Annotated in this window: 25 protein-coding genes; 21 read left to right on the forward strand and 4 right to left on the reverse strand. The window is 66.6% G+C overall.

The annotated features are described in order from the left end of the window. The 10 genes from P0D62_RS16785 to P0D62_RS16830 form a co-directional block, all read left to right on the forward strand. Nucleotides 1–925 (forward strand): ABC transporter substrate-binding protein (locus P0D62_RS16785; RefSeq protein WP_275703698.1); only part of this gene is annotated, 925 nt, incomplete at its 5' end. A gap of 101 nt (nucleotides 926–1026) precedes the next feature. Further along, nucleotides 1027–2004 (forward strand): ABC transporter permease, encoded by a 978-nt coding sequence (locus P0D62_RS16790; protein ID WP_275703699.1) that lies wholly within the window; start codon nucleotides 1027–1029, stop codon nucleotides 2002–2004. Between the two features lie 13 nt (nucleotides 2005–2017). Then, the gene (locus P0D62_RS16795; protein WP_275703700.1) at nucleotides 2018–3934 is read left to right on the forward strand and encodes a dipeptide/oligopeptide/nickel ABC transporter permease/ATP-binding protein; all 1917 of its coding nucleotides are present in this window, start codon (nucleotides 2018–2020) and stop codon (nucleotides 3932–3934) included. Further along, nucleotides 3931–4983, forward strand: a complete 1053-nt coding sequence (locus P0D62_RS16800) for an ATP-binding cassette domain-containing protein (protein ID WP_275703701.1) — start codon at nucleotides 3931–3933, stop codon at nucleotides 4981–4983. Before P0D62_RS16795 ends, P0D62_RS16800 begins: the two co-directional genes overlap by 4 nt. A 122-nt stretch (nucleotides 4984–5105) precedes the next feature. Next, the gene (locus tag P0D62_RS16805) at nucleotides 5106–7505 is read left to right on the forward strand and encodes a glycoside hydrolase family 31 protein (protein ID WP_275703702.1); all 2400 of its coding nucleotides are present in this window, start codon (nucleotides 5106–5108) and stop codon (nucleotides 7503–7505) included. Nucleotides 7506–7677: 172 nt separating this feature from the next. Further along, nucleotides 7678–8046, forward strand: a complete 369-nt coding sequence (locus P0D62_RS16810; RefSeq protein ID WP_275703703.1) for a GntR family transcriptional regulator — start codon at nucleotides 7678–7680, stop codon at nucleotides 8044–8046. Further along, on the forward strand, nucleotides 8043–8759 hold the full coding sequence (locus P0D62_RS16815; RefSeq protein WP_275703704.1) for an ABC transporter ATP-binding protein: 717 nt from the start codon (nucleotides 8043–8045) through the stop codon (nucleotides 8757–8759). Before P0D62_RS16810 ends, P0D62_RS16815 begins: the two co-directional genes overlap by 4 nt. Next, nucleotides 8744–9622: a hypothetical protein gene (locus P0D62_RS16820; RefSeq protein ID WP_275703705.1), complete on the forward strand. Its 879-nt coding sequence runs from the start codon at nucleotides 8744–8746 to the stop codon at nucleotides 9620–9622. The genes P0D62_RS16815 and P0D62_RS16820 overlap by 16 nt, the downstream gene beginning before the upstream one ends. A gap of 68 nt (nucleotides 9623–9690) precedes the next feature. Beyond that, entirely contained in the window at nucleotides 9691–10527 is an 837-nt protein-coding gene (locus P0D62_RS16825) for a DUF3097 domain-containing protein (protein WP_275703742.1), read from the forward strand. A 111-nt stretch (nucleotides 10528–10638) separates the two neighbouring features. After that, nucleotides 10639–11433 (forward strand): inositol monophosphatase family protein, encoded by a 795-nt coding sequence (locus tag P0D62_RS16830; protein ID WP_275703706.1) that lies wholly within the window; start codon nucleotides 10639–10641, stop codon nucleotides 11431–11433. A 1-nt stretch (nucleotide 11434) separates the two neighbouring features. On the opposite strand, the gene P0D62_RS16835 is transcribed toward P0D62_RS16830, so the two are convergent. After that, nucleotides 11435–12247 (reverse strand): MBL fold metallo-hydrolase, encoded by an 813-nt coding sequence (locus tag P0D62_RS16835; protein WP_275703707.1) that lies wholly within the window; start codon nucleotides 12245–12247, stop codon nucleotides 11435–11437. A 210-nt stretch (nucleotides 12248–12457) separates the two neighbouring features. Here P0D62_RS16835 and dapB point away from each other — a divergent pair, with 210 nt between their 5' ends. Further along, entirely contained in the window at nucleotides 12458–13204 is a 747-nt protein-coding gene (gene dapB / locus P0D62_RS16840) for a 4-hydroxy-tetrahydrodipicolinate reductase (protein WP_275703708.1), read from the forward strand. 13 nt (nucleotides 13205–13217) lie between these two features. Here the strand turns inward: dapB and P0D62_RS16845 are convergent, their stop codons facing one another. Then, nucleotides 13218–13742: a GNAT family N-acetyltransferase gene (locus tag P0D62_RS16845; RefSeq protein ID WP_275703709.1), complete on the reverse strand. Its 525-nt coding sequence runs from the start codon at nucleotides 13740–13742 to the stop codon at nucleotides 13218–13220. A gap of 48 nt (nucleotides 13743–13790) precedes the next feature. On the opposite strand from P0D62_RS16845, the gene P0D62_RS16850 reads away from it, so the two are divergent. Together P0D62_RS16850 and P0D62_RS16855 are read left to right on the forward strand one after the other, a co-directional pair. Beyond that, nucleotides 13791–15467 (forward strand): ribonuclease J, encoded by a 1677-nt coding sequence (locus P0D62_RS16850; protein WP_275703710.1) that lies wholly within the window; start codon nucleotides 13791–13793, stop codon nucleotides 15465–15467. Next, nucleotides 15464–16450 (forward strand): GNAT family N-acetyltransferase, encoded by a 987-nt coding sequence (locus P0D62_RS16855; protein ID WP_275703711.1) that lies wholly within the window; start codon nucleotides 15464–15466, stop codon nucleotides 16448–16450. Before P0D62_RS16850 ends, P0D62_RS16855 begins: the two co-directional genes overlap by 4 nt. Nucleotides 16451–16595: 145 nt before the next feature. On the opposite strand, the gene P0D62_RS16860 is transcribed toward P0D62_RS16855, so the two are convergent. Both P0D62_RS16860 and serC read right to left on the reverse strand, forming a co-directional pair. Next, nucleotides 16596–17762, reverse strand: coding sequence for a phosphoglycerate dehydrogenase (locus tag P0D62_RS16860; protein WP_275703712.1), 1167 nt, complete (start codon nucleotides 17760–17762; stop codon nucleotides 16596–16598). Nucleotides 17763–17767: 5 nt separating this feature from the next. Next, on the reverse strand, nucleotides 17768–18850 hold the full coding sequence (gene serC / locus P0D62_RS16865; RefSeq protein WP_275703713.1) for a 3-phosphoserine/phosphohydroxythreonine transaminase: 1083 nt from the start codon (nucleotides 18848–18850) through the stop codon (nucleotides 17768–17770). A 173-nt stretch (nucleotides 18851–19023) separates the two neighbouring features. Between serC and rplU the strand changes: the two genes are divergently transcribed. The 8 genes from rplU (at nucleotide 19024) to nadD (ending at nucleotide 24990) form a co-directional block, all read left to right on the forward strand. Then, entirely contained in the window at nucleotides 19024–19332 is a 309-nt protein-coding gene (gene rplU / locus P0D62_RS16870; protein ID WP_275703714.1) for a 50S ribosomal protein L21, read from the forward strand. A 12-nt stretch (nucleotides 19333–19344) separates the two neighbouring features. Continuing rightward, complete coding sequence (gene rpmA / locus P0D62_RS16875) at nucleotides 19345–19596, forward strand: 50S ribosomal protein L27 (protein WP_275703715.1); 252 nt, start codon at nucleotides 19345–19347, stop codon at nucleotides 19594–19596. Nucleotides 19597–19675: 79 nt separating this feature from the next. Then, nucleotides 19676–21136: a GTPase ObgE gene (obgE, locus tag P0D62_RS16880; RefSeq protein WP_406708271.1), complete on the forward strand. Its 1461-nt coding sequence runs from the start codon at nucleotides 19676–19678 to the stop codon at nucleotides 21134–21136. After that, complete coding sequence (proB, locus tag P0D62_RS16885; RefSeq protein WP_275703716.1) at nucleotides 21126–22226, forward strand: glutamate 5-kinase; 1101 nt, start codon at nucleotides 21126–21128, stop codon at nucleotides 22224–22226. The genes obgE and proB overlap by 11 nt, the downstream gene beginning before the upstream one ends. A gap of 70 nt (nucleotides 22227–22296) precedes the next feature. Beyond that, a complete protein-coding gene (locus P0D62_RS16890; protein WP_275703717.1) occupies nucleotides 22297–22905 on the forward strand; it encodes a SemiSWEET family sugar transporter in 609 nt (202 codons plus the stop codon). A 28-nt stretch (nucleotides 22906–22933) separates the two neighbouring features. Next, entirely contained in the window at nucleotides 22934–24175 is a 1242-nt protein-coding gene (locus tag P0D62_RS16895) for a glutamate-5-semialdehyde dehydrogenase (RefSeq protein ID WP_275703718.1), read from the forward strand. Nucleotides 24176–24211: 36 nt separating this feature from the next. Next, nucleotides 24212–24343 (forward strand): hypothetical protein, encoded by a 132-nt coding sequence (locus tag P0D62_RS16900; RefSeq protein ID WP_275703719.1) that lies wholly within the window; start codon nucleotides 24212–24214, stop codon nucleotides 24341–24343. Then, on the forward strand, nucleotides 24340–24990 hold the full coding sequence (gene nadD / locus P0D62_RS16905) for a nicotinate-nucleotide adenylyltransferase (RefSeq protein WP_275703720.1): 651 nt from the start codon (nucleotides 24340–24342) through the stop codon (nucleotides 24988–24990). The genes P0D62_RS16900 and nadD overlap by 4 nt, the downstream gene beginning before the upstream one ends. The last annotated feature ends 2 nt before the right edge of the window (nucleotides 24991–24992 follow it).

Here is a 24992-nt window from a genome sequence, read left to right on the forward strand (position 1 = left end):
TGATCAGCCTCCACCGACTCACTGGCGCCACCAACATCGCCAAAGCCCTCAGATACACCGCCAGAGATCCCGACCGGGCCCTCAAACTACTCCTGACAACCTAAAACACGACTTTGACGGCACCCTGCGGGCGCCCTACGACGATCCAGAGGTTCGCAAGGCTCTGAGCATGTCGATCGACCGCGATGCGATCACCGAGATCGCCATGAACAACTACACCCACCCTGCGGACTGCACCGGCCTGAGCGACGCTTACAACTCGTGGCGCGACGAGGCCTTGGTGGCTAGTTGCGTGTGGACCAAGCGTGACATCGAAGCGGCAAAGGCCAAGTTCGACGAACTGGGCTTCAAGGCAGGGGTCGATGGCACGCGCACTCTGCCCGATGGGTCTCCGTGGAACGTCGAGATTTCGGTGATGTCGTCTTCCTCTGACTGGGTGTCCGCCACCAACATCATCGTCCAGAACCTCGCTGAAGTGGGCGTGAAAGCCACCGTCAACTCCATCGATGCTGGAGCCATCATCGCGGCGTTTGAGAATGGCGATTTCGACACGGGCATCGTGTGGAGCAGTGGGGGTCCGACTCCTTACCAGTTCTACCGGGGCGCGATGAGCGAGGAAACGGTTTCGGGGACGAAGTATGAGAACTATCACCTCTTCGGCTCGCCGGAAGCCACCGAACTGCTGAGCCAGTTCGCCGCCAGCTCGGATGAGGCTCAGCAGAAGGAGATCGTGAACAAGCTGCAGGCGTTGTTCAACGAGCTGGCTCCTGTGGTGCCGCTGTATCCCGGGCCTGAGTGGGGCTCCTACTCGACCGAACGCTTCACGGGGTGGCCGTCTGCTGACAACCCCTACGCGACCCTCAGCTACCGGGCTGGCACCACGGTGCTGGTTCTGACCTCGCTCGAGCCGGTAGCGGCGGAGTGACCTCGGTCTCTCGTCTCGTGTGAGCATGCCGCGGCCCGTCTTGGCACTCTCCGGTCGGGCCGCGGCCGCACCGCCACACCCTCCAATGAAGGAGTCTTTTCATGCAGTACATCCTGCGACGTGTGTTCTTCTATCTGATCGCTTTCTGGGTGTCGATCACCCTCAACTTCCTTCTCCCACGGCTGATGCCCGGAGACCCTATCTCGCGCATGTTCGCCCGAACCGGGGGCGAGATGACCGAGGAGCAGCTGGTGCAGCTTCGAGGCTTGCTCGGTTTGTCCGACGATCCGATGTGGCGCCAGTACATCGACTACATCGCATCGATCTTCAAGGGTGAGATGGGGGTATCCATCTCGCGCTTCCCGACCCCTGTCACCGATGTGATCGCCAGCCAGCTCGTCTGGACCCTCCTGCTGGGCGGTATCGCATTGATCATCGCCTTCGTCGTCGGCAACCTTCTCGGTATCGTCGCCACCTTCCGCCGGGGCGGCGCGCTCGACAACTTCCTGCCCCCGCTGCTCATCTTCATCGGATCGTTCCCCTACTTCTGGTTGGCGATGGGTGCTCTGTTCGTGTTCGGCGTCACCCTGGGCTGGTTCCCGCTGACTCATGCCTTCACGCCAGGCATCAACATCGGCTGGAACGCGACCTTCATCGCGGACGTCGCTTTGCACCTGGTGCTGCCTGCCTTCACCATCGTCGTCGTGTCTGTGGGCGGCTGGATGCTGGGCATGCGCAACACGATGATCATGACCCTCTCCGAGGACTACATCACCATGGCGCAGGCGAAGGGCCTCTCCACCCGACGGGTGATGTTCCGCTACGCCGCCCGCAACTCGATGCTGCCAGCGATCACCGGCCTGGGAATGTCTCTGGGTTTCGTCGTCGGCGGCGCGCTGCTGACGGAGACCGTCTTCGCCTATCCCGGCATCGGGTTCCAGCTCATGGCAGCGGTACAAGGCCTCGATTACCCGCTGATGCAAGGCATCTTCCTGACCATCACGGCCGCGGTGCTGGTGATGAACTTCCTCGTCGACCTTGCCTATGTCCGTCTCGACCCGCGCGTTCGCACGAGCTGAAAGGGAGCCGATCATGTCAACTTCCAGTGCACCCGCACTCTCTCCGACTCTGCCTGACAACAGGCAGCCGAAACCCAAGAAGCAGGGGACCGGAACCTGGGTCAGCGTGCTGCGCAATCCCAAGTCCGTCGTCGCCACGGTGATCATCCTGTCGTTTGTGCTGTTGGCGCTTCTCGCGCCGGTCCTGGCTCCCGGTGATCCGTCGATCATCCAGGCCGGCGGGGCGCAGCCGCCGTCTGCCGAGCATTTGCTCGGCACGACGCCGAAAGGACAGGACGTCTTTGCGCTCACCATCTGGGGCGCTCGTTCCTCGCTCTTCGTCGGGTTCGTCGTCGGCATCGCCTCAACGATCATCGGTGTGGCCGTCGGCCTGGGCGCTGCGTACTTCGGGCGTGGCGTCGACGATGTGCTGTCGCTGCTGACCAACGTGTTCATCCTCCTCCCGGGCCTTCCCTTGCTGGTCATCCTCGCGGCCTTCCTGCCTCCGGGCGTCGGAACCGTGATCGTGGTCCTGATCATCACCGGTTGGGCCGGCGCGGCGCGCGGACTGCGGTCGCAAGCGCTCTCGATCCGCGGCAAGGACTTCGTGGCCGCGGCCCAAGTCACTGGCGAACGTGCCCCGCGCATCATCGTTCAGGAGATCCTTCCCAACATGGCCTCGATGGTGATGGGCACGCTGCTCGGCGGAATCATCGGTGCCATCGGCGGGCAGGCCGGACTGGAGTTCCTCGGGCTCGGTGATCCCACCAACATCAGTTGGGGCACCAACCTCTACTGGGCCAACACCGACGGCACGCTCACCCTCGGCTACTGGTGGGCCTTCATCCCGTCCGGCCTGTGTATCGCGCTGGTCGCGTTCGCCTTCGCGTTGTACAACTACGCGCTCGACGAGGTCACCAACCCACGCCTGCGCAAGCCGAAGAACCGCAAGGTCCGCTCCGCCGGGGCTACCGCCATCGCGCCCGCCGTCAGGAAAGCCGCCACGGAGCGTCGAGCAGCCGGTAAGGAACAGCCTGCGGGCGGCGACACCCCGGTTCTCGAGGTCACCGATCTCAGTGTCGTCTACCAAGGCGACAAGCGCACGGTCACCGCCGTCGATCGAGTGAGCTTCTCCATCGCTCCTGGGGAGATCTTCGGGCTTGCCGGCGAGTCCGGCTGTGGCAAGTCGACCATCGCCAACGCGATCATGCGACTGCTGAAGGATCCTGCGGTCATCTCGACGGGCAGCATCAAGTTCTGCGGCAAAGAGGTGTTCGCTTTGTCGGACCAGGAGCTGAGCGAGTTCCGCTGGCGGGACGTGGCGATGGTGTTCCAGTCGGCCATGAACTCTCTCAATCCCGTGATGACGATCGGCGATCAGATCGCTGACATCTTCATCAGACATGAGGGGCTCTCCCAAAGGGACGCGCTCAAAAGGGCGGCCACGGTGCTGGACATGGTCCAGATCGACCATGGCAGGCTCAAGGCGTACCCGCACCAGTTGTCAGGCGGTATGCGGCAGCGAGTCGTGATCGCGATGGCTGCCGCATTGCGTCCGAAGCTGCTCATCATGGACGAGCCGACCACGGCGCTCGACGTCGTGGTGCAGCAGGAGATCCTGGCGCAGATCGGGGATCTTCAGGAGGAGTTCGGTTTCTCGATCCTGTTCATCACCCACGACATGTCGCTGATGATCGAACTATCCGACCGGATCGGTGTCATGTATTCGGGGCGGCTGGTCGAGCTGGCTCCTGCGAAGGAGCTCAAGGACAAGCCCCTCCACGAGTACACCCACGCCTTGATGAACGCTTTCCCGCCCATCACCGGTCCGCGCGAAGACCTGGCGGGACTCGGCGACGGAGTGAAGTTCACCGACATCGGTGACCTCGTCGAAGCCGAACCCGGGCACTTCGTAGCCCCAGCCACAAGACTGGAAGGAGCGGTCGTATGACCGACAACGCCACCACTCACGACGCCGGTACTCAGAAGCCGGGACAAGACCAGCCGATCCTCGAGCTGCGCGACCTCGTCAAGGACTTCAAGGTGGGAACCTTCCTGAGCCGGGACACGGTTCGGGCGCTCGCCGGAGTGAACGTCGAACTGCGCAAGGGAGAGATCCTGGCGGTTGTGGGGGAGTCCGGCAGCGGCAAGTCCACCATCGCCAGATGCATCGCCCGCCTCGAGCAGCCCACCTCGGGAGAGATCCTTCTGAACGGCACCGACATCCTCAAAGCCGAGCCGAAAGCCGCGTCACGCTCCTATCGGTCTCAGGTGCAGATGGTGTTCCAGGATCCGTTCGGATCGCTGAACCCAGTTCACTCGATCCAGTACTTCCTCGCGCGCCCCTTGGAGATCTTCGGCAACGTGCCCCGAGGGAAGCTCCGGGAGCGATGCGCGGAACTGCTCGCCCAGGTAGAACTCCCAGAGGACTTCCTCGACGCCTACCCTCACGAGCTGTCCGGAGGTCAACGGCAGCGGATCGCCATCGCAAGAGCGCTCGCGGTGGATCCTTCCGTGATCCTCGCCGACGAACCGACATCGATGCTGGATGTCTCCGTGCGCATCGGCATCCTGAACCTGATGCGGCGCCTGCGAGACGAAAAGGGCATCTCGATGCTGTACATCACTCATGACCTTGCCTCCGCTCGCTACGTGGCGGACCGCACGATGGTGATGTTCGCCGGCGAGCTGGTGGAAGCCGGCGATTCGATGGAACTGATGGCCGAACCTGCTCATCCCTACACCCAACTGCTGCTCTCCGCGGTGCCGGACCCCGAGCGGACTGGCACCTACGATCCTGTCGAACGCGCCAGACTGCGCAGGCTTGTCCTCGCGTCGCCGAGTTGCCCCTACAACGAGGGGTGCAGCAGCACCACACCCACTCGCCACCAGGTGGGCGCGAACCACTGGGTGCGGTGTCATCTGAATCGCCCGCAGGCGGCCATCGCAGAGAGACTTCTCGGTAGTCTCAATGCTGCCGACGAGGCCAAGGCAGGCTAGGCGAGGTTGCGAGGTGCGTGCTGGGGTCGTCCCTCCATCCGGACGATCCCAGCACGTGTTGTCGGGGCCTGCGCGATGACCTCTATTCTTTAAATTCGACCAAAGGAGTAACAGTGATTTCCATGTCGGATGGGCGCCCGGCGCTCGCGCACCCCGATGCCATCGTCGCCGGTGACACCTACCGGTTCACGGTGCTGAGTCCGCGGCTGATCCGCATGGAATGGCACGAGCGCGGTGAGTTCGTCGATCAGCGGACGCAGCTGGTCGTCTCGCGCGACTTCGACCTGCCGGAGTTCACCGTCGTTCAGCTGCCGGATGGTGCGCTGGAGATTCTCACGGAGTACCTTCAGGTGCGCTACGACGGCAAGGAGTTCTCCGAGGCGGGCCTCACCGTCACCCTGCTGAAGGGCGCGACCGATCCGCACTACTCGTCATGGCGCTACGGCTTCCGCTACCCGCAGCAGCCTCCTTTCCGGGGCAATCTGCTGGGCACCGCGCGCACCTTGGACGAGGTGGACGGCGCCACCGAGCTGGAGTTCGGCATCCTCGCCACCTATGGCTTCGCGGCCCTCGACGACTCCACCAGCGCTCTGCTCTCGGAGGATGGCTGGATCGCGCCCAGGCCCGACGCTGGGCCGCGGGGCCGCAAGGACATCTACCTCTTCGCCCACGGCCGCGACTTCCACGCCGCGCTCGCCGACTTCCATCGCCTCACTGGCCCCAACCCACTGGTGCCCCGCTACACGCTCGGCAACTGGTGGAGTCGCTACTGGCCCTACTCAGAGGACGAGTATCTCGCGCTGATGGATCGCTTCGAGAAGGAGCGGATCCCGTTGTCGGTGTCGGTGATCGACATGGACTGGCACCTGGTGAACATCGATCCCGAGATCGGCACCGGCTGGACGGGCTATACCTGGAACTCGGAACTTTTCCCAGACCCCAAGCGCTTCCTCGACGAGCTGCACCAGCGGGGCTTGGCCGTCACCTTGAACGTGCATCCCGCCGACGGCGTCCGCCGGCACGAGGAGGCCTACCCCCAGATGGCCGAGGCCGTGGGCATCGACCCGGCCAGCGGGCTTCCGGTGGCCTTCGACGTGACGTCGCGCGAGTTCGTCGACGCCTACTTGCGTTACCTGCATCATCCGCTGGAGGAGCAGGGGGTCGACTTCTGGTGGCTCGACTGGCAGTCGGGCGGCGCCACCAACGTGCCCGGGCTGGACCCGCTGTGGATGCTCAACCACATCCATTTCCACGACTCCGGCCGCGACGGCAAGCGCCCGCTCACGTTCTCGCGCTACGCGGGCGTCGGCTCGCACCGCTACCCGGTGGGCTTCTCGGGCGACACGATCATCACCTGGGACTCGCTGGACTTCCAGCCCTATTTCACCAACACCGCCGCCAACGTCGGATACACCTGGTGGTCGCACGACATTGGCGGTCACATGTTCGGCGCCCGCGATGTCGAGCTCACCGTGCGCTGGTTCCAGTACGGCGTGTTCTCGCCGATCAACCGCCTGCACTCGTCCAACAGCAACTTCACGACGAAGGAGCCGTGGGCCTTCGGGGCACAGGCCTTCGACATCATGGCGCGCTTCATGCGACTGCGCCACCGGCTGATTCCTTCGCTGTACACGGCGGCGTGGCGCGCGCACACCGACGCGGTCGCCGTCGTGCGGCCGATGTATCACGACGCCCCGACGGTGGGCGAGGCGTACAGAGTGCCGAACCAGTCCATGTTCGGCGAGCACCTTCTCGTCGCACCCATCACCGCGCCGGAGCACGACGAGGCCAAGCTGGGCGTCGTTAACGCGTGGCTTCCGGAGGGCGGGTGGTTCGACATCTTCACGGGCCAGCACTACCGGGGTGGCAGCCAGTTGGCGCTGCATCGCGGACTCGAGCAGCTGCCCGTGCTCGCTCGCGCCGGCGCCGTGCTGCCGCTGGCGGATGCCATGGAGCCGGTCACGGATGCGCCGGCCGCATTGATGCTGCGAGTGTTCCCCGGCGACGGGATCTCGCACCTGATCGAGGACCACGGCGAGGGCGTTCCCTCGGCGGAAGACCGCAACGTCACCCGCTTCGTGCAGAACCTTTGGCGTTGGGACGACGGCCGAGCCGAGCTGCGCCTGGTGATCGAGCCGACAACGGGCCCCGATCCTCGACGTGAGCGGGATCTGGTGATCGAGGTGGTCGGTGCGGTCGCCGTCGACGGCTTCGACGGCGCGCAGGTGGTCTCCGACGAGACGCTGTCCCCGGCGCTGCGCATCGACCTGGGGCGCGTCGATCTCTCCGCAGGCGTGGATCTGCGCCTGCGCGGCTTGGTCGCAGCCGAGGCAGATGTGGTGAAGGAAGCCTTCGACCTCCTGGATGCTGCCGAGATCGCCTTCGTCACGAAGGAGAAGGCCTGGGCCGCGGTCAGGCGGCTCGATGGTCTCGCCCTCGCCCAAGAGCTGGCGACCATCGACCTTCCGGAGGTCTTGCGAGGCGCGATCCTGGAGCGCGCCTCGGCCACCAAGCCCTGGTAGTCGCGACAACGACGACAAACGCACACTCGACGCCCCCAGAGGCCGATCTCTGGCCTCTGGGGGCGTCGAGTGTGCGTTTGTCATCATATCGAACTGTATTACTGCCTTGACACAGTACTGTGACCCGCGTACTGTATTACTTATCTAATACAGCGAGACAAGGGGGTGTGGGGTGAAATTCGACACCGAGCGGCCGATCTGGCTGCAACTGGTCGCCGAGTTCGAACGCAGGATCCTCGTCGGTCAGTGGTCGCCGGGGGACAAGATCCCGGGCGTTCGCGACCTGGCGGTGGAACTCGGGGTGAACCCGAACACCGTGCAACGCGCGTTCGCCGAACTCGAGCGACGGGAACTGGCACGCACCGAGCGCACCGCCGGCCGTTTCGTCACGGACAAGATCGAACGCGTCGAGCAGCTGCGCGCCACCGGAGCCACCGGTGCCGCCGACGACTACGTGCGCGAGGCGAAGCGATACGGCATGAGCAAGCAGGCAGCGATCGATCTGATCGCGGACCGCTGGGCGAATAAGGAAGGGACATGATGGATACCACGACGGTCCTCGAGGTCAAGGGCCTGACCAAGTACTACGGCAAACTCAAGGCGCTCGACTCACTGACCATGGCGCTGCCGAGCGGCCGCGTGATCGGACTGCTGGGCGAGAACGGCTGCGGCAAGACCACGCTGTTCAAGGTGCTCGCGGGCGTCACGTCCAACTATGAGGGCGAGGTGCGGATCGCCGGCCGTCCGGTGGGACCGGAGTCGAAGGCGGTGGTCTCCTTCCTTCCCGACGTGAGCTTCCTCACCGACTCCTGGCGGATCAGCTACTGCGGCCGGATGTATGCCGACTTCTTCGCCGACTTCCAGGCGGCCAAGTTCGACGAGCTCATCAGCTTCTTCCAGCTCGACCCCAACGCGAAGCTGAACGAACTGAGCAAGGGCATGCGGGAGAAGGTGCAGGTGGCGCTGGCCATGTCGCGCAACGCCCAGGTGTTCCTGCTCGACGAGCCGATCTCCGGCGTCGATCCGGCCGCCCGCGACGTGATCCTGCAGGCCATCGTCCGCGACCTGCATCCGGAGTCGCTGGTGCTGATCTCCACCCACCTCATTCACGATCTGGAGCCGATCCTCGACGGCGCCGTCTTCATGCGGCACGGTCGCGTCCTGCTCGCAGGGGATGTCGACGACCTGCGCGCCCAGCATGGCAAGAGCGTCGACGAACTATTCAGGGAGGTTTACCGATGGTCACCACGTTGATCAAGCACGACTTCATACGGACTCGGGCGCTGCTGTTCACCGCAACCGGCATCGCGCTCATCATGGGAGCGGTGCTGGCGCTCAGTACGCACCTGCTGATCACCCTCGGCGGCGGGGCCAGTTCGGGTAGCAGCGCGAACGCCGGCCCGGGTCTTGCGACGGTCACCTGGGTCTTCGGCCTAGTGCTCACCTTCGGGTTTCTCCCGCTCGTGCAGCTCTGGTTGGGCGTCGATCTGTACCGCTCATCGTTCTCCCGACGTGGCTACTTCGTGCAGACCTTGCCCATGACGGGATCGGCGGTCCTGAGCGCCAAGTATCTGTGGGCGCTGATCGTCACGGCGTTCGCACTGGTGGTCGCACTGCTCCTCGGAGCGATGACGATGCTCGGTACCACGGCGATCTACGGCTGGACCTTCGCCAACATATGGGAGATCGTCTTGGATCTGATCGGCACGGCCAACTTCTCCGCCGGCGCGTGGCTGATCCTGATCGTGTTCGCTGTGACCTACCTGCTGCAGGGCGTGATTCAGTACTACTTCTGCGTCACCTTCGGCAGCGAGGCCTGGATCAACAAGCTGGGCGCGGCCGGACCGATCCTGGTGTGGGTGGGGCTGTACGTCGTCATGCAGCTGCTCGGCCTGCTCTCGCTGGTCATTCCCGGCGCACTGATCATCGGCGACGGGCAGACGGAGTTCGCGTGGGTCAGCTTCTTCGGCCAGGCCTTCGCGGACCATCCCACCCCGAACTCGGCGGAAGGGATTCCTGTGCTGCCGGTGGCGATCATCGGCGTGATGCTGTTGGCCTTCGTGGTGATGATCTGGCGCAGCTATGTTTCCGCGGGGCGAAAGGTCGACCTTCGCTGACCAGGTAACTCCTCTGGAGAAGGGCCCGGGTGTCTCACCCAGGCCCTTCTTCTGTGCCGGTAGGGTTCCTGACCGTGGATCGATACTCGCGCGACGTGCTGGCACCCGGGTGGCAGCGTTCACACCTGAAGCAGACCAAGGATGTGCCCGTCGAACTGGACATGGTGGTCGAGTGCGGCGACTTCTGCGGCGCCGTCGTCGGCTGGGAGAACGGCGTGATCCTGCTGGAAGACCGCAAGGGCAAGCGGCGGGGCTTCCCGTTCGGTCCCGGCTTCCTGCTCGACGGCGCCCCCGTCGCCCTGAAGCCTCCGCTGCGCGGCGGTGCGACGCGGCCGACCTACACGGCCTCCGGTTCCCGCGCCTCCGCGTCGCCCGAGCCCGCGAAGGTGGCGCTGCCCAGCCGGATCTACGTCGAGGGCCGGCACGACGCGGAGCTGGTGGAGCGCGTCTGGGGCGCGGATCTGCGGCACGTGGGCGTCGTCGTCGAGTACCTGGGCGGTATCGATGACCTGCCGGCCATCGTCGCCGAGTTCGCACCCCAGCCCGGCCGCCGGCTCGGCGTGCTGGTGGATCATCTGGTGCCGGGGAGCAAGGAGTCGCGGATCGCGAAGCAGGTCTACCAGGCCGGCTATCGCGACACCGTGCTGATCGCCGGTCACGAGTTCATCGACGTGTGGCAGGCCGTCAAGCCCGAGCGGATCGGGCGCAAGGCGTGGCCGCAGGTGCCGATGGACGTCGACTTCAAGAAGGGCACCCTCGCGGCGCTGGGCCTCCCGCACGAGACCCAGACCGAGGTTGCCCGCGGTTGGCAGGCCATCTTGAAGCGAGTGCGCAACTACCGGGATCTGGACGCAGGCTTCAACCGCACCATCGAGACCCTGATCGACTTCGTCACCCAAGACTGACCCACCCGCTCTCCTCGAGGCTCGGCCGCGGGCGGCCTTGCACCTCGAAGAACGTCATCTGTGCTCGCACCTCGAGAGCGTGGGTGAGCATCGCGCCACGCCGGTGTCGGCATGAGTAGGGTGGAGCCTGTGGAGAGCGAGCAGATTCTCGAATTGCTGAAGGAGACCGCCTCAGAGGTCATCACGCCACGGTTCCGGGCGTTGGCCGAGGGGGACATCGACGAGAAGTCGCCCGGCGACTACGTCACCGTCGCAGACCGCGAGGCCGAGGCCTATCTCACCAGGCTGCTCCAGCAGGTCTATCCGTCGGCCGTGGTGGTGGGGGAGGAGACGGCCTTCGTCGAGCCCGACACGCTGCGCCGCGTCCCGAACGCCGAGCATGCGTTCGTGATCGACCCCATCGACGGCACCGGCAACTTCGTGCGCGGCAAGGACGAGCACGGCGTCATCCTCGCCGAGCTCCGCGGGGGAGTGACGACGCGCGGCTGGATCTGGCAGCCTCAGACCGGTCGCGGCTACGTCGCCGAGCGCGGCGCGGGCGTGCGGATGAACGGCGAAGAGATCGTGCGCAAGCGCACCAATAGGCTGCCGCTGGGGGCCTCGTCGAAGAAGAGGCTTCTTGGCTTCACCGCCGACGGTCGGCTGAGCCCCGTGGTGCCCAGTTACTACGCCGCCTGTTTCGACTATCCCGCACTCCTGGCCGGCGACATCGACTTCATGTACTACCAGTCCTGCTGGCCCTGGGATCACCTGGCCGGCGGCCTGATGGTGACGGAGCACGGCGGGATGTGCCGCACTCTGGACGGAGTGGCCTACAGCATCCTGTCGCCCAACCAGGGCCTGCTCGTCGCCGGCGACCCGATCAGCTGGATGACCGCCCAGCTCACCTGGCCCGTCAAGGACTGAGTCAGAGCCCCGCGGGGCCGTTGAACCCGCCGCCGAAGATGGGCAGCTGGGTGCGGGGCTTGATGCCCTTGGCCGCGAGCGCGTCGTAGACCAGCGGCAGGGCGGTTTCCAGGGTCTCGCGGGAGAAGGGCCATTCGGTTTTGTCGTAGGCATCGGCCACGGCGACGCCCTGCTGCACGAACATCTCCGCGGTGGAGTAGATCATCGAGATCTCGGCGCGCTGCCGGAAGGCGAAGTCACGGTCGACCGGCTCGCCGTGGCCGGGTACGAAGACGGTGTCCTGGTTACTCACGCCCAAGGCGCCATCGAGCACGGTGGGCCAGTTCTGCACCGAGGAGGTCTCGTCGAACTGCGGATCGCCCGACGACTCCAGCAGATCACCGGCGAAGATCACGTTCTCGCCGTCGACGATGACCGTCACGTCGCTCTTCGTGTGGGCCTCGCCCAGGTGCAGTAGCTCAAGGCGCACGCCGCCCAGGTCGATGGCTTCGGCCAGGTAGAAGGTGCGCGTGGGCGCCGGGCCGGGCAGGTCCAGCAGCGACGCGTGCCCGTACGACTCGACGCCCCGCATGCCGGTCAGGCCCGCCCAATGGTCGTCGTGATGATGGGTGATCACGACGTGCACCACCGGCACGCCGGCCTGCTGCCAGGCCGAGGCCAGCAGGGAGGCGCCCTGGTCAGCGTCGTTGCCCGCATCGATCAGTGCCGCGCTCTCGTCGCCGACGACCAGGCCGACGTTCACCCCATGCGGATCGACGGCTGTGACGAAGACGCGGGGAGAGAGCTGACGCCAGACGTGCGCAGAATCGGACATGACGGGCAGCCTACCTGACGGCTGAATCCCGGAAACTCGGCTGGACCGAGCACAAATCTGCGCCTACGCCCCGGCCTCGCTATATACGGGAGGCCTTCGCGCATACGCAGATTTGTGCACGAGAGCGCGGCGTGAGAGAGCGCGGCAGGGGCCGGTGCACAGCGAGTACGGTGTGGCATGTAGAGCTTCAGCGAGAACAAGGATGGAAGTATGAGCGCGATCCCAGTGGGTGTTTTCGGTGTCGGCGGCAAGATGGGCGCGGAGGTCAAGCGCGCAGTCGAGCGGGCGGACGGCCTTGTCTTCGCGGGCGGAGTCGATCTCGGCGACGACCTGTCTCTGCTCGACGACGCGCAGGTGGTGGTCGATTTCACCCACCCCGACGCGGTGATGGGCAACCTGGAGTGGGCGATCACCCATGGCAAGAATGCGGTGGTCGGCACCACCGGTTTCACCGCCGAGCGTCTGGATCGGATCCGCGAACTCGTCGACGCCAACCCCGGCGTGGGCGTGCTGATCGCGTCGAACTTCTCCATCGGCGCGGTGCTGATGATGCAGTTCGCCGCCAAGGCCGCGCCGTTCTACCCGTCGGTGGAGATCGTCGAGCTGCACCATCCGGGCAAGGCCGACGCGCCGTCGGGCACGGCCACAACCACCGCGCAGAAGGTCGCGGCGGCGCGCGAGGCGGCTCAGATGGGTCCGGTTCCCGACGCCACGGTGCACGACCCGGACGGTGCCCGCGGTGCCGTCGTCGAGGGCATCCACGTGCACGGCGTTCGGCTCCAGGGCCTTGTCGCGCACCAGGAGGTGCTGCTGGGTGCTGAGGGCGAGACGCTGACCATCCGGCACGACTCCTTCGACCGGATCTCCTTCATGCCGGGCGTCATCGCCGGCGTGCGTCACGTCGTCTCCAACCCCGGTCTGACGCTGGGCATCGAGTCGGTGCTAGGCCTGGAGTGATCCCCAGAACCTCTTAGATGGCCGTATGGAGGCGCACCAGCTTCAGGGTTGGTGCGCCTTCGGCCATCGCGATCTCCTGATGTGCCCCGTCGGCGGCGAACCCGCAGCCGGTCAGGAACGCGCGCAGGGCGTCGTTGGCCGTCGGCACCCAGATCCGGGCCACCTCGAAGCCGTCGGCGCGCAGTGTGTCCACGGCGGCGTTGATCAGGCGTGAACCGTGTCCTTTTCCGCGCTGAGCTGAATCGATGACGAACTCCGCGATCTCGGCGTCGGTGGGTTCGGCGTCGGGATCTCCGCTGGGGCCGGTGACCGCGAAACCCGCCACCTGCTCGGAGGAGCCGATCGCGACGAGCACCCGGCAGTGCGCCAGCGGCGGCTTGACGATCGCCTCATGCCAGCTCTGCACCGCCTCGTCGGAGCGGATGCTGGACGCGCCCTCCGCGAGAAGCGGATGCTCGCCCCAGGCCCGACGCTGGATGCGGGCGATGTCAACCGCCTCTGCGGGCATGGCGAGGCGCACGGTATCGCTGACAGACATGGCAACAGCGTAGAGCGTCCGCGGCCGGGCTCCACTAACCTAAATGCCATGACTGAGTTGAAGACGCCCCGAAAACTGCCCCAAGGAACCCTGCGGGTGATTCCCCTGGGCGGTCTCGGCGACGTCGGACGCAACATGACGGCCTTCGAGATCGACGGTCAGATCGCCCTGGTCGACTGCGGCGTGCTGTTCCCCGAGGAGGAGCATCCGGGCGTCGACCTGATCCTTCCCGCCCTGGAATACCTGCGCGACCGACTCGACGATGTCGTCGCCCTCGTCTTGACACACGGTCACGAGGACCACATCGGCGCGGTGCCGTACCTGCTGAAGATGCGCAACGACATCCCGATCTACGGGTCGAAGCTGACGCTGGCCTTCGTCGCCGGAAAGCTGCGCGAGCACCGCATCCGCGAGTTCCAACTGCTCGACGTGGCCGAGGGCGATCGGATCGAGGTGGGCAACTACCAGTTCGAGTTCCTTGCCGTGAACCACTCGATCCCCGACGCGCTTGCCGTGGCGATCCGCACCAAGGCCGGCACCGTGCTGCACACCGGCGACTTCAAGATGGACCAGCTGCCGCTCGACGGGCGGATCACCGACCTGCGCGGCTTCGCCCGCCTGGGCGAGGAGGGCGTGGACCTCTTCCTCGTCGACTCCACCAACGCCGAGACCCCCGGTTTCACCGCCCACGAGCGCGATATCGAGCCCGCCATGACCCGGGTCTTCGAGAACTCCAAGGGCAAGTTGATCGTCGCCTCCTTCGCCTCGCACGTGCACCGCGTGCAGCAGGTGATGAACCTGGCGGCCCGCTACGACCGCAAGGTGGTCTACGTCGGGCGCTCCATGGTGCGCAACATGGGCACCGCCCGCGACCTCGGCTACCTCAAGGTGCCCGCCGGCACCCTCATCGAGCTGAAGGACATCGACAAGTACCCGGCCGACAAGGTCGTCATCATGTCGACGGGCTCCCAGGGCGAGCCCATGGCGGCGCTGTCCCGGATCGCCAATCAGGAACACCCCGTGATCGAGGTGGGCGAGGGCGACACCGTGCTGCTGGCCAGCTCCCTGATCCCGGGCAACGAGAACTCGGTGTACCGAGTGATCAACGGCCTGGCCAAGCTGGGCGCCACCGTCGTGCACAAGGGCAATGCCATGGTGCACGTCTCCGGCCACGCGTCGGCCGGCGAGCTGCTCTACTGCTACAACATCCTGAAGCCCCGCAACGTGCTCCCCGTGCACGGCGAGATCCGCCACCTGATCGCCAACGCGAAGCTGGCCCAGGCCACCGGCATCCCCGCGGAGAACACCCTGGTCGCCGAAGACGGCGCGGTGATCGACCTGGCCAAGGGCAAGGCCCGCATCGTCGGCCAGATTCACGCGCCCTACATCTTCGTCGACGGCAAGACGGTGGGCGACATCACCGAGTCGATCAGCGACCGCAAGATCCTCGGCGAGGAGGGCTTCATCTCCATCGTCACCGTGGTTGACGTGGACCAGCGCGCCATCCTGAGCGGCCCCGACATCACCGCCCGCGGCTTCGCCGAGGAGGACTCGGTGTTCGCGTCGGTGCGAGAGGAGATCGGCGACGCGATCGTGGCCGCCATGCGCGAGGGCGTCGATGACAGCCGCAAGCTGCAGCAGGTGACGCGCCGGGTGATCGGGTCGTGGGTGTCTAGGCGGCTGCGTCGTCGTCCCATGATCGTGCCGGTGGTCGTCACCACGTGACTGAGCCCACCGAGGGCCGGCCGATTCCGGCGCCTGGTGCCGACGCGGCTCCGACGATTCCTGCTCCGGCCGCTGATGTGGCTAGGCCGATTCCGGCTCCCGCCGCCGACGCGGCCAGAGTCAGCCTGCGACGGCGCAAGCCCTCGGGGGCGTTGGCGGACGTCGTGGGGCATCTCGTCGCCGCCAACGACGAGTGGCTGGTGGTGCTGCCGGAGGATCGCGGGCCCGCGTGGGTTCCGCGCGCGGAGGTGCAGGCGATTCGCCGGGTGCCTGAACGCATACCGTTGCTGGTTTCGCCGGCCGACGCCGTGCAGCGCGTCCTCGACCTGACCTGGCCCGGGCTCCGACGCGCCCGGCTCGGTGGCTGGGTGCTGCGGACGGGACGCGGCAAGACGCAGCGGGCCAACTCGGTGCTGGCCGTCGGCGACCCCGGAGTGCCCTTTGCTGAGGCCTGCGCGCTCGCCCACGAATGGGCAGGGGAGCGGCTGCCGATCCAGGCGGCCCTGGGAAGCCGCGTCGCCGACGAAGCGCTCGCTGCGGGTTGGGAGGTGGCCTCGCCCACGGTGGCCATGGTCGCGGATGCTCGTGGTCTGCTCGGACAGCCGGAGAGCACGCCGCCGATCGCGGATGCCCCGGACACGGACTGGCTGCGGATCTTCCGAGCGGGCGACGACGACGACGAGCGGATCGCCGAGATGTGCGCCGCCCCCGCGCGCTATCTGCGGATCGGCGAGCACGCCGTCGGCCGGGTGGCCGTGGCGCGGAGTTGGGGTGTGCTGTCCTGCATCGAGGTCGCTCCGGATGCACGCCGACAAGGCCAGGGGCGAGCCGTCACCAGGGCGCTCGCGGTTGAGGCCGTTCGCTTGGGCGCCCGGTACCTGGCGCTCCAGGTCGAGCAGGACAACACGGCGGCGCGGAGCCTCTACGTATCCGAGGGATACGCCGAACACCACACGTACGCGTACTTACGGCCTCCGGCGTAGGTTGGTTCTTCGGCCGCCGGCCGGGTCTTTTCGAGGCTCGGCCGCGGGCGGCCTCGCACCTCAAAGAGCGTCATCTCACGGTCTTTGAGGTGCGACGAGCTCTGCGAGGAGCCTCGAAAAGACCCAGCGTGAGAACGAGCAGGGACTAGATCAGGCGGGCGTTCAGGACACCGTCGATGGCGGTGATGCGGTCGAGCAGGTCGGCCGGCACCTCGCCTTCGACATCCACCAGGGTGTAGGCCAGCTCGCCGCGTGACTTGTTCAGCATGTCGGCGATGTTCAGCCCGGCGTCGGCCAGCAGGCCGGAGATCTGGCCCACCATGTTCGGCACGTTGGAGTTGGCGATCGCGATCCGGGCGCCGCCGTTGCGCGGCAGCACGGCCTCGGGGAAGTTCACCGAGTTGGTGATGACGCCGTCCTCCAGGTAGGCGCGCAGCTCTTCTGCGGCCATCCGGGCGGAGTTCTCCTCGGCCTCGTGGGTGGAGGCGCCCAGGTGGGGCAGCGTCACCGCATGCGGCCGGGTGTTGAGCTCCGGCACCGGGAAGTCGCAGACGTAGCCGCGCAGCTCGTTGGTGTCCAGAGCCTCCACGACGGCGTCAAGGTCGACGATGGGGGCGCGGGCGAAGTTCACCAGCACGGCCGACTTCTTCATCTTCGCGAACTGCTCGCGCCCGATCAGGCCGCGCGTCGCGGGGATCAACGGCACGTGCAGGGTGAGGATGTCGGCTCGCTTGAGCAGCTGGTCGAGGTCGGTGACGTGCTCGACACTGCTGGAGAGCTTCCAGGCGTGCTTGACGGTGATGCCAGGGTCGTAACCCATCACGCGCATGCCGAGGCTGATGGCGGCGTTGGCGACCTCGACGCCGATCGCGCCCAGGCCGATCACGCCCAGCGTGCGACCCGGCAGCTCGAAGCCGGCGTACTTCTTCTTGTTGGCCTCCACCTCTTTGTCCATGAACTCGGCGTCGCCGCGGAGTCGATGGGCGAAGGCAGCGGCGTCGACGATGTTGCGCGCCGCAAGGAAGATCGCGGCGATCACCAGTTCCTTCACCGCGTTGGCGTTGGAGCCAGGGGTGTTGAACACGGGAATGCCGCGGGCCGAGTACTCGGGCACCGGGATGTTGTTGGTGCCCGCGCCCGCCCGGGCGACGGCCTTCACCGAGGCGGGGATCTCGACGCCGTGCAGGCTGGCGGAGCGCAGGATCAGCGCGTCGGGATCCTCGAGATGCGAACCCACCTCATAGGTCTCTTTGGGCAGCAGCTTGAGGCCCGCATTGCTGATCGCGTTCAGCGTACGAATCTTGAACACCATGTCGTTCACCCGTTCCTGCGTTCGAAGTCGGCCATGAAGTCGATCAGGGCCTGGACGCCCTCGATCGGCATCGCGTTGTAGATGCTGGCGCGCATGCCGCCGACGGAGCGGTGCCCGGCCAGTGTGGTCAGTCCAGCGGCGGCGGCCTCAGCGACGAAGGTCTTCTCCAACTCGGGCTTGGCCACCAGGAACGGCACGTTCATCCAGGAACGCGCGTTCGGCGCCACCGGGTTGGAGTAGAACGGCGACGCGTCGATCGCGGCGTACAGCGCGTCGGCCTTGGCCTGGTTGCGCTCGGCCATCGCGGTCAGCCCGCCGGTGTTCTTCACCCAGTCGAGGATCAAGCCGAGCAGGTAGAGGCTGAAGGTGGGCGGGGTGTTCAGCATGGAGTCGGTGGCGGCCATCTCGGCGTACTGCAGCACCGACGGGGTGCTGGGGCGCGCGCGGTCGAGCAGGTCGTCGCGCACGATCACCACGCAGAGGCCCGACGGGCCCATGTTCTTCTGCGCACCCGCGTAGATCAGGCCGAACTTCGACACGTCGATGGGGCGCGAGAGGATGGTCGACGAGAAGTCGGCGACCAGCGGCACGTCGCCGCTGTCCGGCACGTAGCCGAACTCGACGCCGCCGATGGTCTCGTTGGGGGTGTAGTGCAGGTAGGTCGCGGCGGGATCGACCTGGTAGCTGCCGGCGTCGGGCACCGTCGTGTAGTTCGACGCGGCCTCGTCGGCCAGCACGTCGACGGTGAGACCCTGGCGCTGCGCGCCCTTGATCGCCTTGCCCGACCACTGGCCGGTCTTCAGGAAGGCCACCGTGTCGCCGGCGGCCGTGAGGTTCATGGGGATGGCGTCGAACTGCGCGCTGGCCCCGCCCTGCAGGAACAGCACCTTGTAGTTGTCGGGGATGCCCAGCACGTCGCGCAGCGTGGCCTCGGCGTGATCGGCGCAAGCGACGAAGTTCTTGCCGCGGTGGGAGACCTCCATCACGGAGCTACCCGTCGACTCCCAGTCGAGCAGTTCGGACTGGGCCCGCTCGAGAACGGCGGCGGGGAGCATCGCGGGACCGGCGGAGAAGTTGTAGACACGCATGGGCGGTATTCTGCCACCGTGTCGGGGATGGGGCGAAGCGGGCGTCGGCGCGTCCGGTTTGACCGGGTAGAAACCCCCGCGTAAAGTAGTCCATCGGTGCTTTGTCCCCTGGAGTGTTTTCCGGGCACGGACGCATCAGTTCAGTTTTGAAGAATTTAGAAGGTAGGTCAGGCGTGTACGCGATCGTGCGCAACGGCGGACGCCAGCACAAGGTGGCTGTGGGTGACATCCTGGACATCGATCTGGTGTCCGAAGAGGTCGGCGGTACCGTCAACCTGCAGCCCCTGATGCTCGTCGACGGTGAGACCATCACCACCGACGCCAAGGGCTTGGACAAGGTCTCCGTCTCCGCCGAGGTGCTCGGCGAGGTCAAGGGTCCCAAGATCAAGATCCTCAAGTACAAGAACAAGACCGGCTACAAGAAGCGCCAGGGTCACCGTCAGCGGTACACCCAGGTGAAGATCACCGGCATCGAGAGCTGAAGGGGCTGAACAATGGCACATAAGAAGGGCGCGTCCTCGACGCGTAACGGTCGTGACTCCAACGCTCAGCGCCTCGGCGTGAAGCGCTACGGCGGCCAGCAGGTCGGCGCGGGCGAGATCATCGTGCGCCAGCGCGGCACCCACTTCCACCCGGGCGACGGCGTCGGCCGTGGCGGCGACGACACCCTGTTCGCGCTGGTTCCCGGTGCGGTGCAGTTCGGTGTGAAGCGCGGACGCCGCGTCGTCAACATCGTGCAGGCCTGATCCTCGCACCACTTTCCTTCAAAGAGCGGCCCGCTACGGGCCGCTTTTTGCTTATCTTCCAGCCGATAGGGTTTCATCCATGGCCATTCCCTCGTTCGTAGACCGCGTGCAGCTGACGGTCCAAGCCGGCAACGGCGGGCACGGCTGCGCCTCCGTCAAGCGCGAGAAGTTCAAGCCGCTGGGTGGACCCGACGGCGGTAATGGCGGCGACGGCGGGTCGATCATCCTGCGCGTCGACGACAACCTGACCACTCTGATCGACTACCACCGGCACTCGGTGCGCAAGGCCACCAACGGACAGCCGGGCAAGGGCGATCATCAGCATGGGGCCAAGGGCGAAGACCTCATCCTCGCCGTTCCGCCGGGCACCGTCGTGACCCTGCAGAGCAACGGGCGTGTGCTGGCCGATCTCACCCACCCTGGCGAGGAGTTCATCGTCGCCCAGGGTGGCAAGGGCGGCCTCGGCAATGCCGCGCTGGCCTCGTCGACGCGCAAGGCACCGGGCTTTGCGCTGCTGGGTGAGGAGGGCGAGAGTCACGACATCCAGCTGGAGCTCAAGGTGGTGGCCGACATCGGACTGGTGGGCTTCCCGTCGGCCGGCAAGTCGTCTTTGGTCGCGGCCATCTCGCGCGCGCGGCCGAAGATCGCCGACTACCCGTTCACGACGCTGGTGCCCAACCTGGGCGTGGTGCTGGCCGGCGACGCGATCTACACCGTCGCGGACGTGCCTGGCCTGATCGAGGGCGCGTCGCTGGGCAAGGGCCTGGGCTTCGACTTCCTTCGGCACATAGAGCGTTGCCAGGCCATCGTCCACGTCATCGATCTGGCCACCTACGAACCTGGCCGCGACCCCCTCACCGACCTCGAGGTGATCGAGGGCGAGCTGAGCGCGCATGGCGGCCTGGAGGACCGGGTGCGCCTGGTGGCTCTCAACAAGGTGGACGTGCCGGAGGCCAAGGACATGGCCGAGATCGTGCGACCAGATCTGGAGGCCAAGGGCTACCGGGTCTTCGAGATCTCCACCAAGACCGGCGAAGGCCTGGGGCCGCTGAAGTTCGCCATGGCCGAGATCGTGAAGGCTCGACGCGGCGCCGAGCCGGCTCCCGAGCCACGGCCCGTCATCCGCCCGGCTCCGGTCGGCCGCACCAAGGCGGCCCAGGCCGAGTTCACCATCGTCCAGCAGAGCGACGGCGAAGGGGGTCCGCTGTGGCGGGTGCGCGGCACCAAGCCCGAGCGCTGGATCCGCCAGACCGACTTCAACAACGCCGAGGCCGTCGGCTTCCTCGCCGACCGGCTCAACCGGCTGGGCGTCGAGGACAAGCTGCTCCAGATGGGCGCGCGCGCGGGCGACGCCGTCGCCATCGGCGGCGAGGACGCCGTGGTGTTCGACTTCGAGCCCCAGCTCGAGACCGGAGCCGAGATCCTGAGCCGACGCGGCGAAGACCAGCGCTTCGACACGGTCCGTCCGGCCGTCGAGCGGCGCCGTCAGCTCGACGCCGAATATCACGCCGCCAAGGAGGCCGCTGCGGATGAGAACTGAGATCGTCGATGCCGAGCGCATCGTGGTCAAGGTTGGGTCTTCGTCGCTGACCGACCCCCGGGGACACCTCGATCCCGAACGCGTCGAGCAGCTCGCCGACCTGCTGTCTGGCCTTCGGCATAACGGCAAGAAGGTCGTGCTGGTCACCTCCGGGGCGATCGCCGCCGGTCTGGGGCCGCTCAAGCTCAAGCGCCGCCCGCGCGACCTCGAGACGCAGCAGGCCGCGGCAGCCGTCGGACAAGGGCAGTTGCTGCGCGCCTACTCCGACGCCTTCGCCCGCCACGACCAGATCGTCGCGCAGCTGCTGCTGACCATCGACGACGTGCTGCGGCCCAAGACCTATCGCAATGCGCTGAACACCATCTCGCGGCTGTTCCGCCTGGGCGTGGTGCCGATCGTCAACGAGAACGACACGGTGGCCACCCACGAGATCCGGTTCGGCGACAACGACCGGCTCGCCGCCCTGATCGCGCATCTGATCCGGGCCGACGCGCTGTTGCTGTTCAGCGACGTCGACGGGCTCTACACCGCGCATCCCGACGAGCCGGGATCCGAGCTGATCGCCCACGTCGACGACGTCTCAGCCTTGGCCGTCGACACCTCCCGCGTGGGATCGAAGGTGGGTACCGGCGGCATGCGCACCAAGCTGCAGGCCGCCGACATCGCCACCCAGGCCGGTATCGGCGTCGTGTTGACCCACGCCGACCTGCTCGGCCCGGCGCTGGCCGGGGAGGAGGTGGGCACCTACTTCGCGCCCACCCGCAAACGCCGCCCGAGGAGACTGCTGTGGCTAGCGTTCGCTGCCGAGCCGCGGGGGAGCGTGAGCGTCGACGACGGTGCCAGGGCGGCGCTGGAGGCCGGCGGCGCCTCGCTGCTCGTCCCGGGCATCAAGGCCGTCGACGGAACCTTCGCCGAGGGCGAGCCCATCGAGATCCTCGGGCTCGACGGCGGCGTGATCGGCCGGGGATTCACGGCGTACTCGAGCGCGACGCTGGCCGCCGAGATCGCTCGATCCCGGGCGGCATCTGGCCGCGATCGGCAGCGTGCGGTGGTGCACCGCGACCGGATGATTCTCATCGCCAACCACTGAGCCTGGGCACCTGGTCACCCCGTTCTGCGCGGGTTTTGATGGTGTCTGAGCGAGGTTCTAGGCTGCTGTGGTGATCGCACTTCTCGGCTGGGTCGCGGCCGCTCTCGGCATCGGTTCCTCCCGTCCCCAGGCGTTTCGGATCTATCGGGTGCGCAGCAGCGCCGGGGTGTCGCTCTGGCTCTGGCAGCTGACGGCAGCGGCGACGGTGTCCTGGGCGGTGCACGGCTATATGGTAGATTCTCCGCAGATGCAGCTGCCCAACGTGTTCCTCGCGCTGATGTCGATGGTGACCGTCATCCTCGTGGTGCGGGACCGGCGCCTCTCGCTCGTTGGCACCGTGCTCCTCACCGCCGTCGTCGCCTTGGCGCTGATCGGCGTCGACGTGACGCTCGGTGCCGCCGTCTTCGGTTCCGTGGTGGCGATTCCCCAGCTGGTGGGTCAGGCGTCGCAGCTGCACAGCATGGTCAAGGCGGACGACCTCCGCGGCGTGTCGCCGGGCTATCTCGCGGTGGCCCTGGTGTGCCAGTCGCTGTGGTTCGGGTTCGGCGTGCTGACGGTGGAGTGGGCCCTGATCGTGTGCGCCGGCCTGATGGTGGTCGCCTGCACCGCGAACCTCGGATACTGGGCGTATCGGACGCGGCGGCTGATCGTCGAACGGCGCCTCGGGGCCACGGCATAACACGGCATAACTGGGTAGGGTGAGCGGCATGGATTTTCAGACCCAGGCAGCACGCGCCCGCCAGGCCAGCACCGAGCTGGTGTCGTTGAACCGAGGGGCCAAAGACCGAGCCCTGCACGCGATGGCGGATCATCTCGCCGAGGCCGAGGCTGAGTTGCTGGCGGCCAACCAGGTCGACGTCGACACCGCTCGTTCCGGTGGTACCCCGGAGTCGATCCTGGATCGCTTGAGGCTGGATTCGTCACGAGTGGCCGGAATGGTTCAGGGCCTGCGCGATCTCGCCGCCCTGCCCGACCCCGTCGGCGACGTGCTGCGGGGCTGGAAGCTGCCCAACGGCGTCTCCGTGCGTCAGGTGCGGGTGCCGTTCGGCGTGGTCGGCATCATCTACGAGGCGCGCCCCAACGTGACGGCCGACGCGGCCGGCATCGCGCTGAAGTCCGGAAACGCGTCGCTGCTACGTGGCTCCAGCAGCGCCATCAACTCCAATCGCGTCACGGTGAAGGCGTTGCGGGCCGGGCTGGAGTCGGTGGGCGTCAACCCGGATGCCGTGAACCTGGTGGAGGGCGGCCGCGAGGTGACCTCCGAGATGATGACCGCTCGCGGTCTGGTCGACGTGCTCATCCCGCGCGGCGGCGCCGGTCTGATCCAGGCCGTCGTCGACGGCTCGACGGTGCCGGTGATCGAGACGGGCACCGGAAACTGCCACCTGTTCGTCGACGCCGATGCCGACATCGAGCAGGCGCTCGACATCATGATCAACGCCAAGACCCAGCGGCCCAGCGTCTGCAACGCGCTGGAGACGCTGCTCGTGCATCGCGACATCGCCCCCGTGTTCCTCCCCAAGGCGCTGACGGTGCTGCAGGAAGCCGGCGTCACTGTGCACGGCGACCAGTCCATCCAGGGCTACTCGGAGACGATCGTCCCCGCCCGCGAGGGGGAGTACGACGCCGAATACCTGTCCCTCGATCTGGCTGCGAAGGTCGTCGAGGATCTGGACGAGGCCATCGCCCACATCCGCCAGCACACCACCGGCCACTCCGAGACGATCGTCACCGGCAACAAGCGTTCCTCCGAGCGGTTCGTCACCGAGGTGGATGCGGCGGCGGTGCTGGTCAACGCCTCCAGCCGCTTCGTCGACGGGGGAGAGTTCGGCTTCGGAGCCGAGATCGGCATCTCGACTCAGAAGCTGCACGCCCGCGGGCCGATGGGCTTGGCGGAGATGACCTCGTCGAAGTACGTGGTCGAAGGCGACGGGCAGGTGCGTCAGTAGCGCCTGAGCGCACCGAGCTTTGGTAGTATCCCGCGCATGCTGGTAACTCTGCTTGAGGCCTCCGAGGGCCTGAACCCCATGTACATGGGCGTCATCGCCTTGGCGCTGCTGTTGATCCCGCTGATCTGGGTGATCGGCATGGGCTCGGGGCGGCCGCACTCCAAGTGACGTCCACAGCACTCGCTGCGGCCCGCAGGGGGCTGGAGCGGCCCTATCGCCTCGGCGTGATGGGCGGCACGTTCGACCCCATCCACCACGGCCACCTCGTGGCGGCCTCCGAGGTGGCCGCGAAGTTCCGTCTCGATGAGGTGGTGTTCGTGCCGACGGGTGTTCCGTGGCAGAAGTCGCATCGGAGCGTCTCGTCTGCGGAAGACCGTTACCTGATGACGGTGATCGCGACGGCCTCGAATCCTCGGTTCTCGGTCTCGCGAGTCGACATCGAGCGGGCCGGTAACACCTACACCGTCGACACCCTCAAGGATCTGCGAGCCGAGCGCGGCGACGACGTCGAACTGTTCTTCATCACCGGCGCCGACGCGGTGCGCCAGATCCTGACCTGGCACGGTGCCGATCAGCTGTTCGACCTGGCCACCTTCGTCGGTGTGACCCGCCCCGGCGTGCCGATGACCAGCGCCGATCTGGCCCATCTGCCGAAGGATCGTGTGGAGCTGCTCGAGGTGCCGGCCCTGGCCATCTCGTCCACCGACTGCCGCGCCCGGGTGCAGGCACATCAACCCATCTGGTATCTGGTGCCCGACGGCATCGTGCAATACATCGCCAAGCGGGGGCTCTACCCTGCGGAAGAAGGTAAATGACA

The sequence above is a fragment of the Tessaracoccus caeni genome (assembly GCF_029211185.1).
GTDB lineage: Bacteria > Actinomycetota > Actinomycetes > Propionibacteriales > Propionibacteriaceae > Arachnia > Arachnia caeni.

What these genes read in the sequence shown, in the direction of transcription:
- P0D62_RS16790 (WP_275703699.1), top strand. Translation starts at nt 1,027, where the DNA reads ATGCAGTACATCCTGCGACGTGTGTTCTTCTATCTGATCGCTTTCTGG.
- P0D62_RS16795 (WP_275703700.1), top strand. Translation starts at nt 2,018, where the DNA reads ATGTCAACTTCCAGTGCACCCGCACTCTCTCCGACTCTGCCTGACAAC.
- P0D62_RS16800 (WP_275703701.1), top strand. Translation starts at nt 3,931, where the DNA reads ATGACCGACAACGCCACCACTCACGACGCCGGTACTCAGAAGCCGGGA.
- P0D62_RS16805 (WP_275703702.1), top strand. Translation starts at nt 5,106, where the DNA reads ATGTCGGATGGGCGCCCGGCGCTCGCGCACCCCGATGCCATCGTCGCC.
- P0D62_RS16815 (WP_275703704.1), top strand. Translation starts at nt 8,043, where the DNA reads ATGATGGATACCACGACGGTCCTCGAGGTCAAGGGCCTGACCAAGTAC.
- P0D62_RS16820 (WP_275703705.1), top strand. Translation starts at nt 8,744, where the DNA reads ATGGTCACCACGTTGATCAAGCACGACTTCATACGGACTCGGGCGCTG.
- P0D62_RS16830 (WP_275703706.1), top strand. Translation starts at nt 10,639, where the DNA reads ATGAGTAGGGTGGAGCCTGTGGAGAGCGAGCAGATTCTCGAATTGCTG.
- P0D62_RS16835 (WP_275703707.1), bottom strand. Translation starts at nt 12,247, where the DNA reads ATGTCCGATTCTGCGCACGTCTGGCGTCAGCTCTCTCCCCGCGTCTTC.
- dapB (WP_275703708.1), top strand. Translation starts at nt 12,458, where the DNA reads ATGAGCGCGATCCCAGTGGGTGTTTTCGGTGTCGGCGGCAAGATGGGC.
- P0D62_RS16845 (WP_275703709.1), bottom strand. Translation starts at nt 13,742, where the DNA reads ATGTCTGTCAGCGATACCGTGCGCCTCGCCATGCCCGCAGAGGCGGTT.
- P0D62_RS16850 (WP_275703710.1), top strand. Translation starts at nt 13,791, where the DNA reads ATGACTGAGTTGAAGACGCCCCGAAAACTGCCCCAAGGAACCCTGCGG.
- P0D62_RS16860 (WP_275703712.1), bottom strand. Translation starts at nt 17,762, where the DNA reads ATGGTGTTCAAGATTCGTACGCTGAACGCGATCAGCAATGCGGGCCTC.
- serC (WP_275703713.1), bottom strand. Translation starts at nt 18,850, where the DNA reads ATGCGTGTCTACAACTTCTCCGCCGGTCCCGCGATGCTCCCCGCCGCC.
- rpmA (WP_275703715.1), top strand. Translation starts at nt 19,345, where the DNA reads ATGGCACATAAGAAGGGCGCGTCCTCGACGCGTAACGGTCGTGACTCC.
- obgE (WP_406708271.1), top strand. Translation starts at nt 19,676, where the DNA reads ATGGCCATTCCCTCGTTCGTAGACCGCGTGCAGCTGACGGTCCAAGCC.
- proB (WP_275703716.1), top strand. Translation starts at nt 21,126, where the DNA reads ATGAGAACTGAGATCGTCGATGCCGAGCGCATCGTGGTCAAGGTTGGG.
- P0D62_RS16895 (WP_275703718.1), top strand. Translation starts at nt 22,934, where the DNA reads ATGGATTTTCAGACCCAGGCAGCACGCGCCCGCCAGGCCAGCACCGAG.
- P0D62_RS16900 (WP_275703719.1), top strand. Translation starts at nt 24,212, where the DNA reads ATGCTGGTAACTCTGCTTGAGGCCTCCGAGGGCCTGAACCCCATGTAC.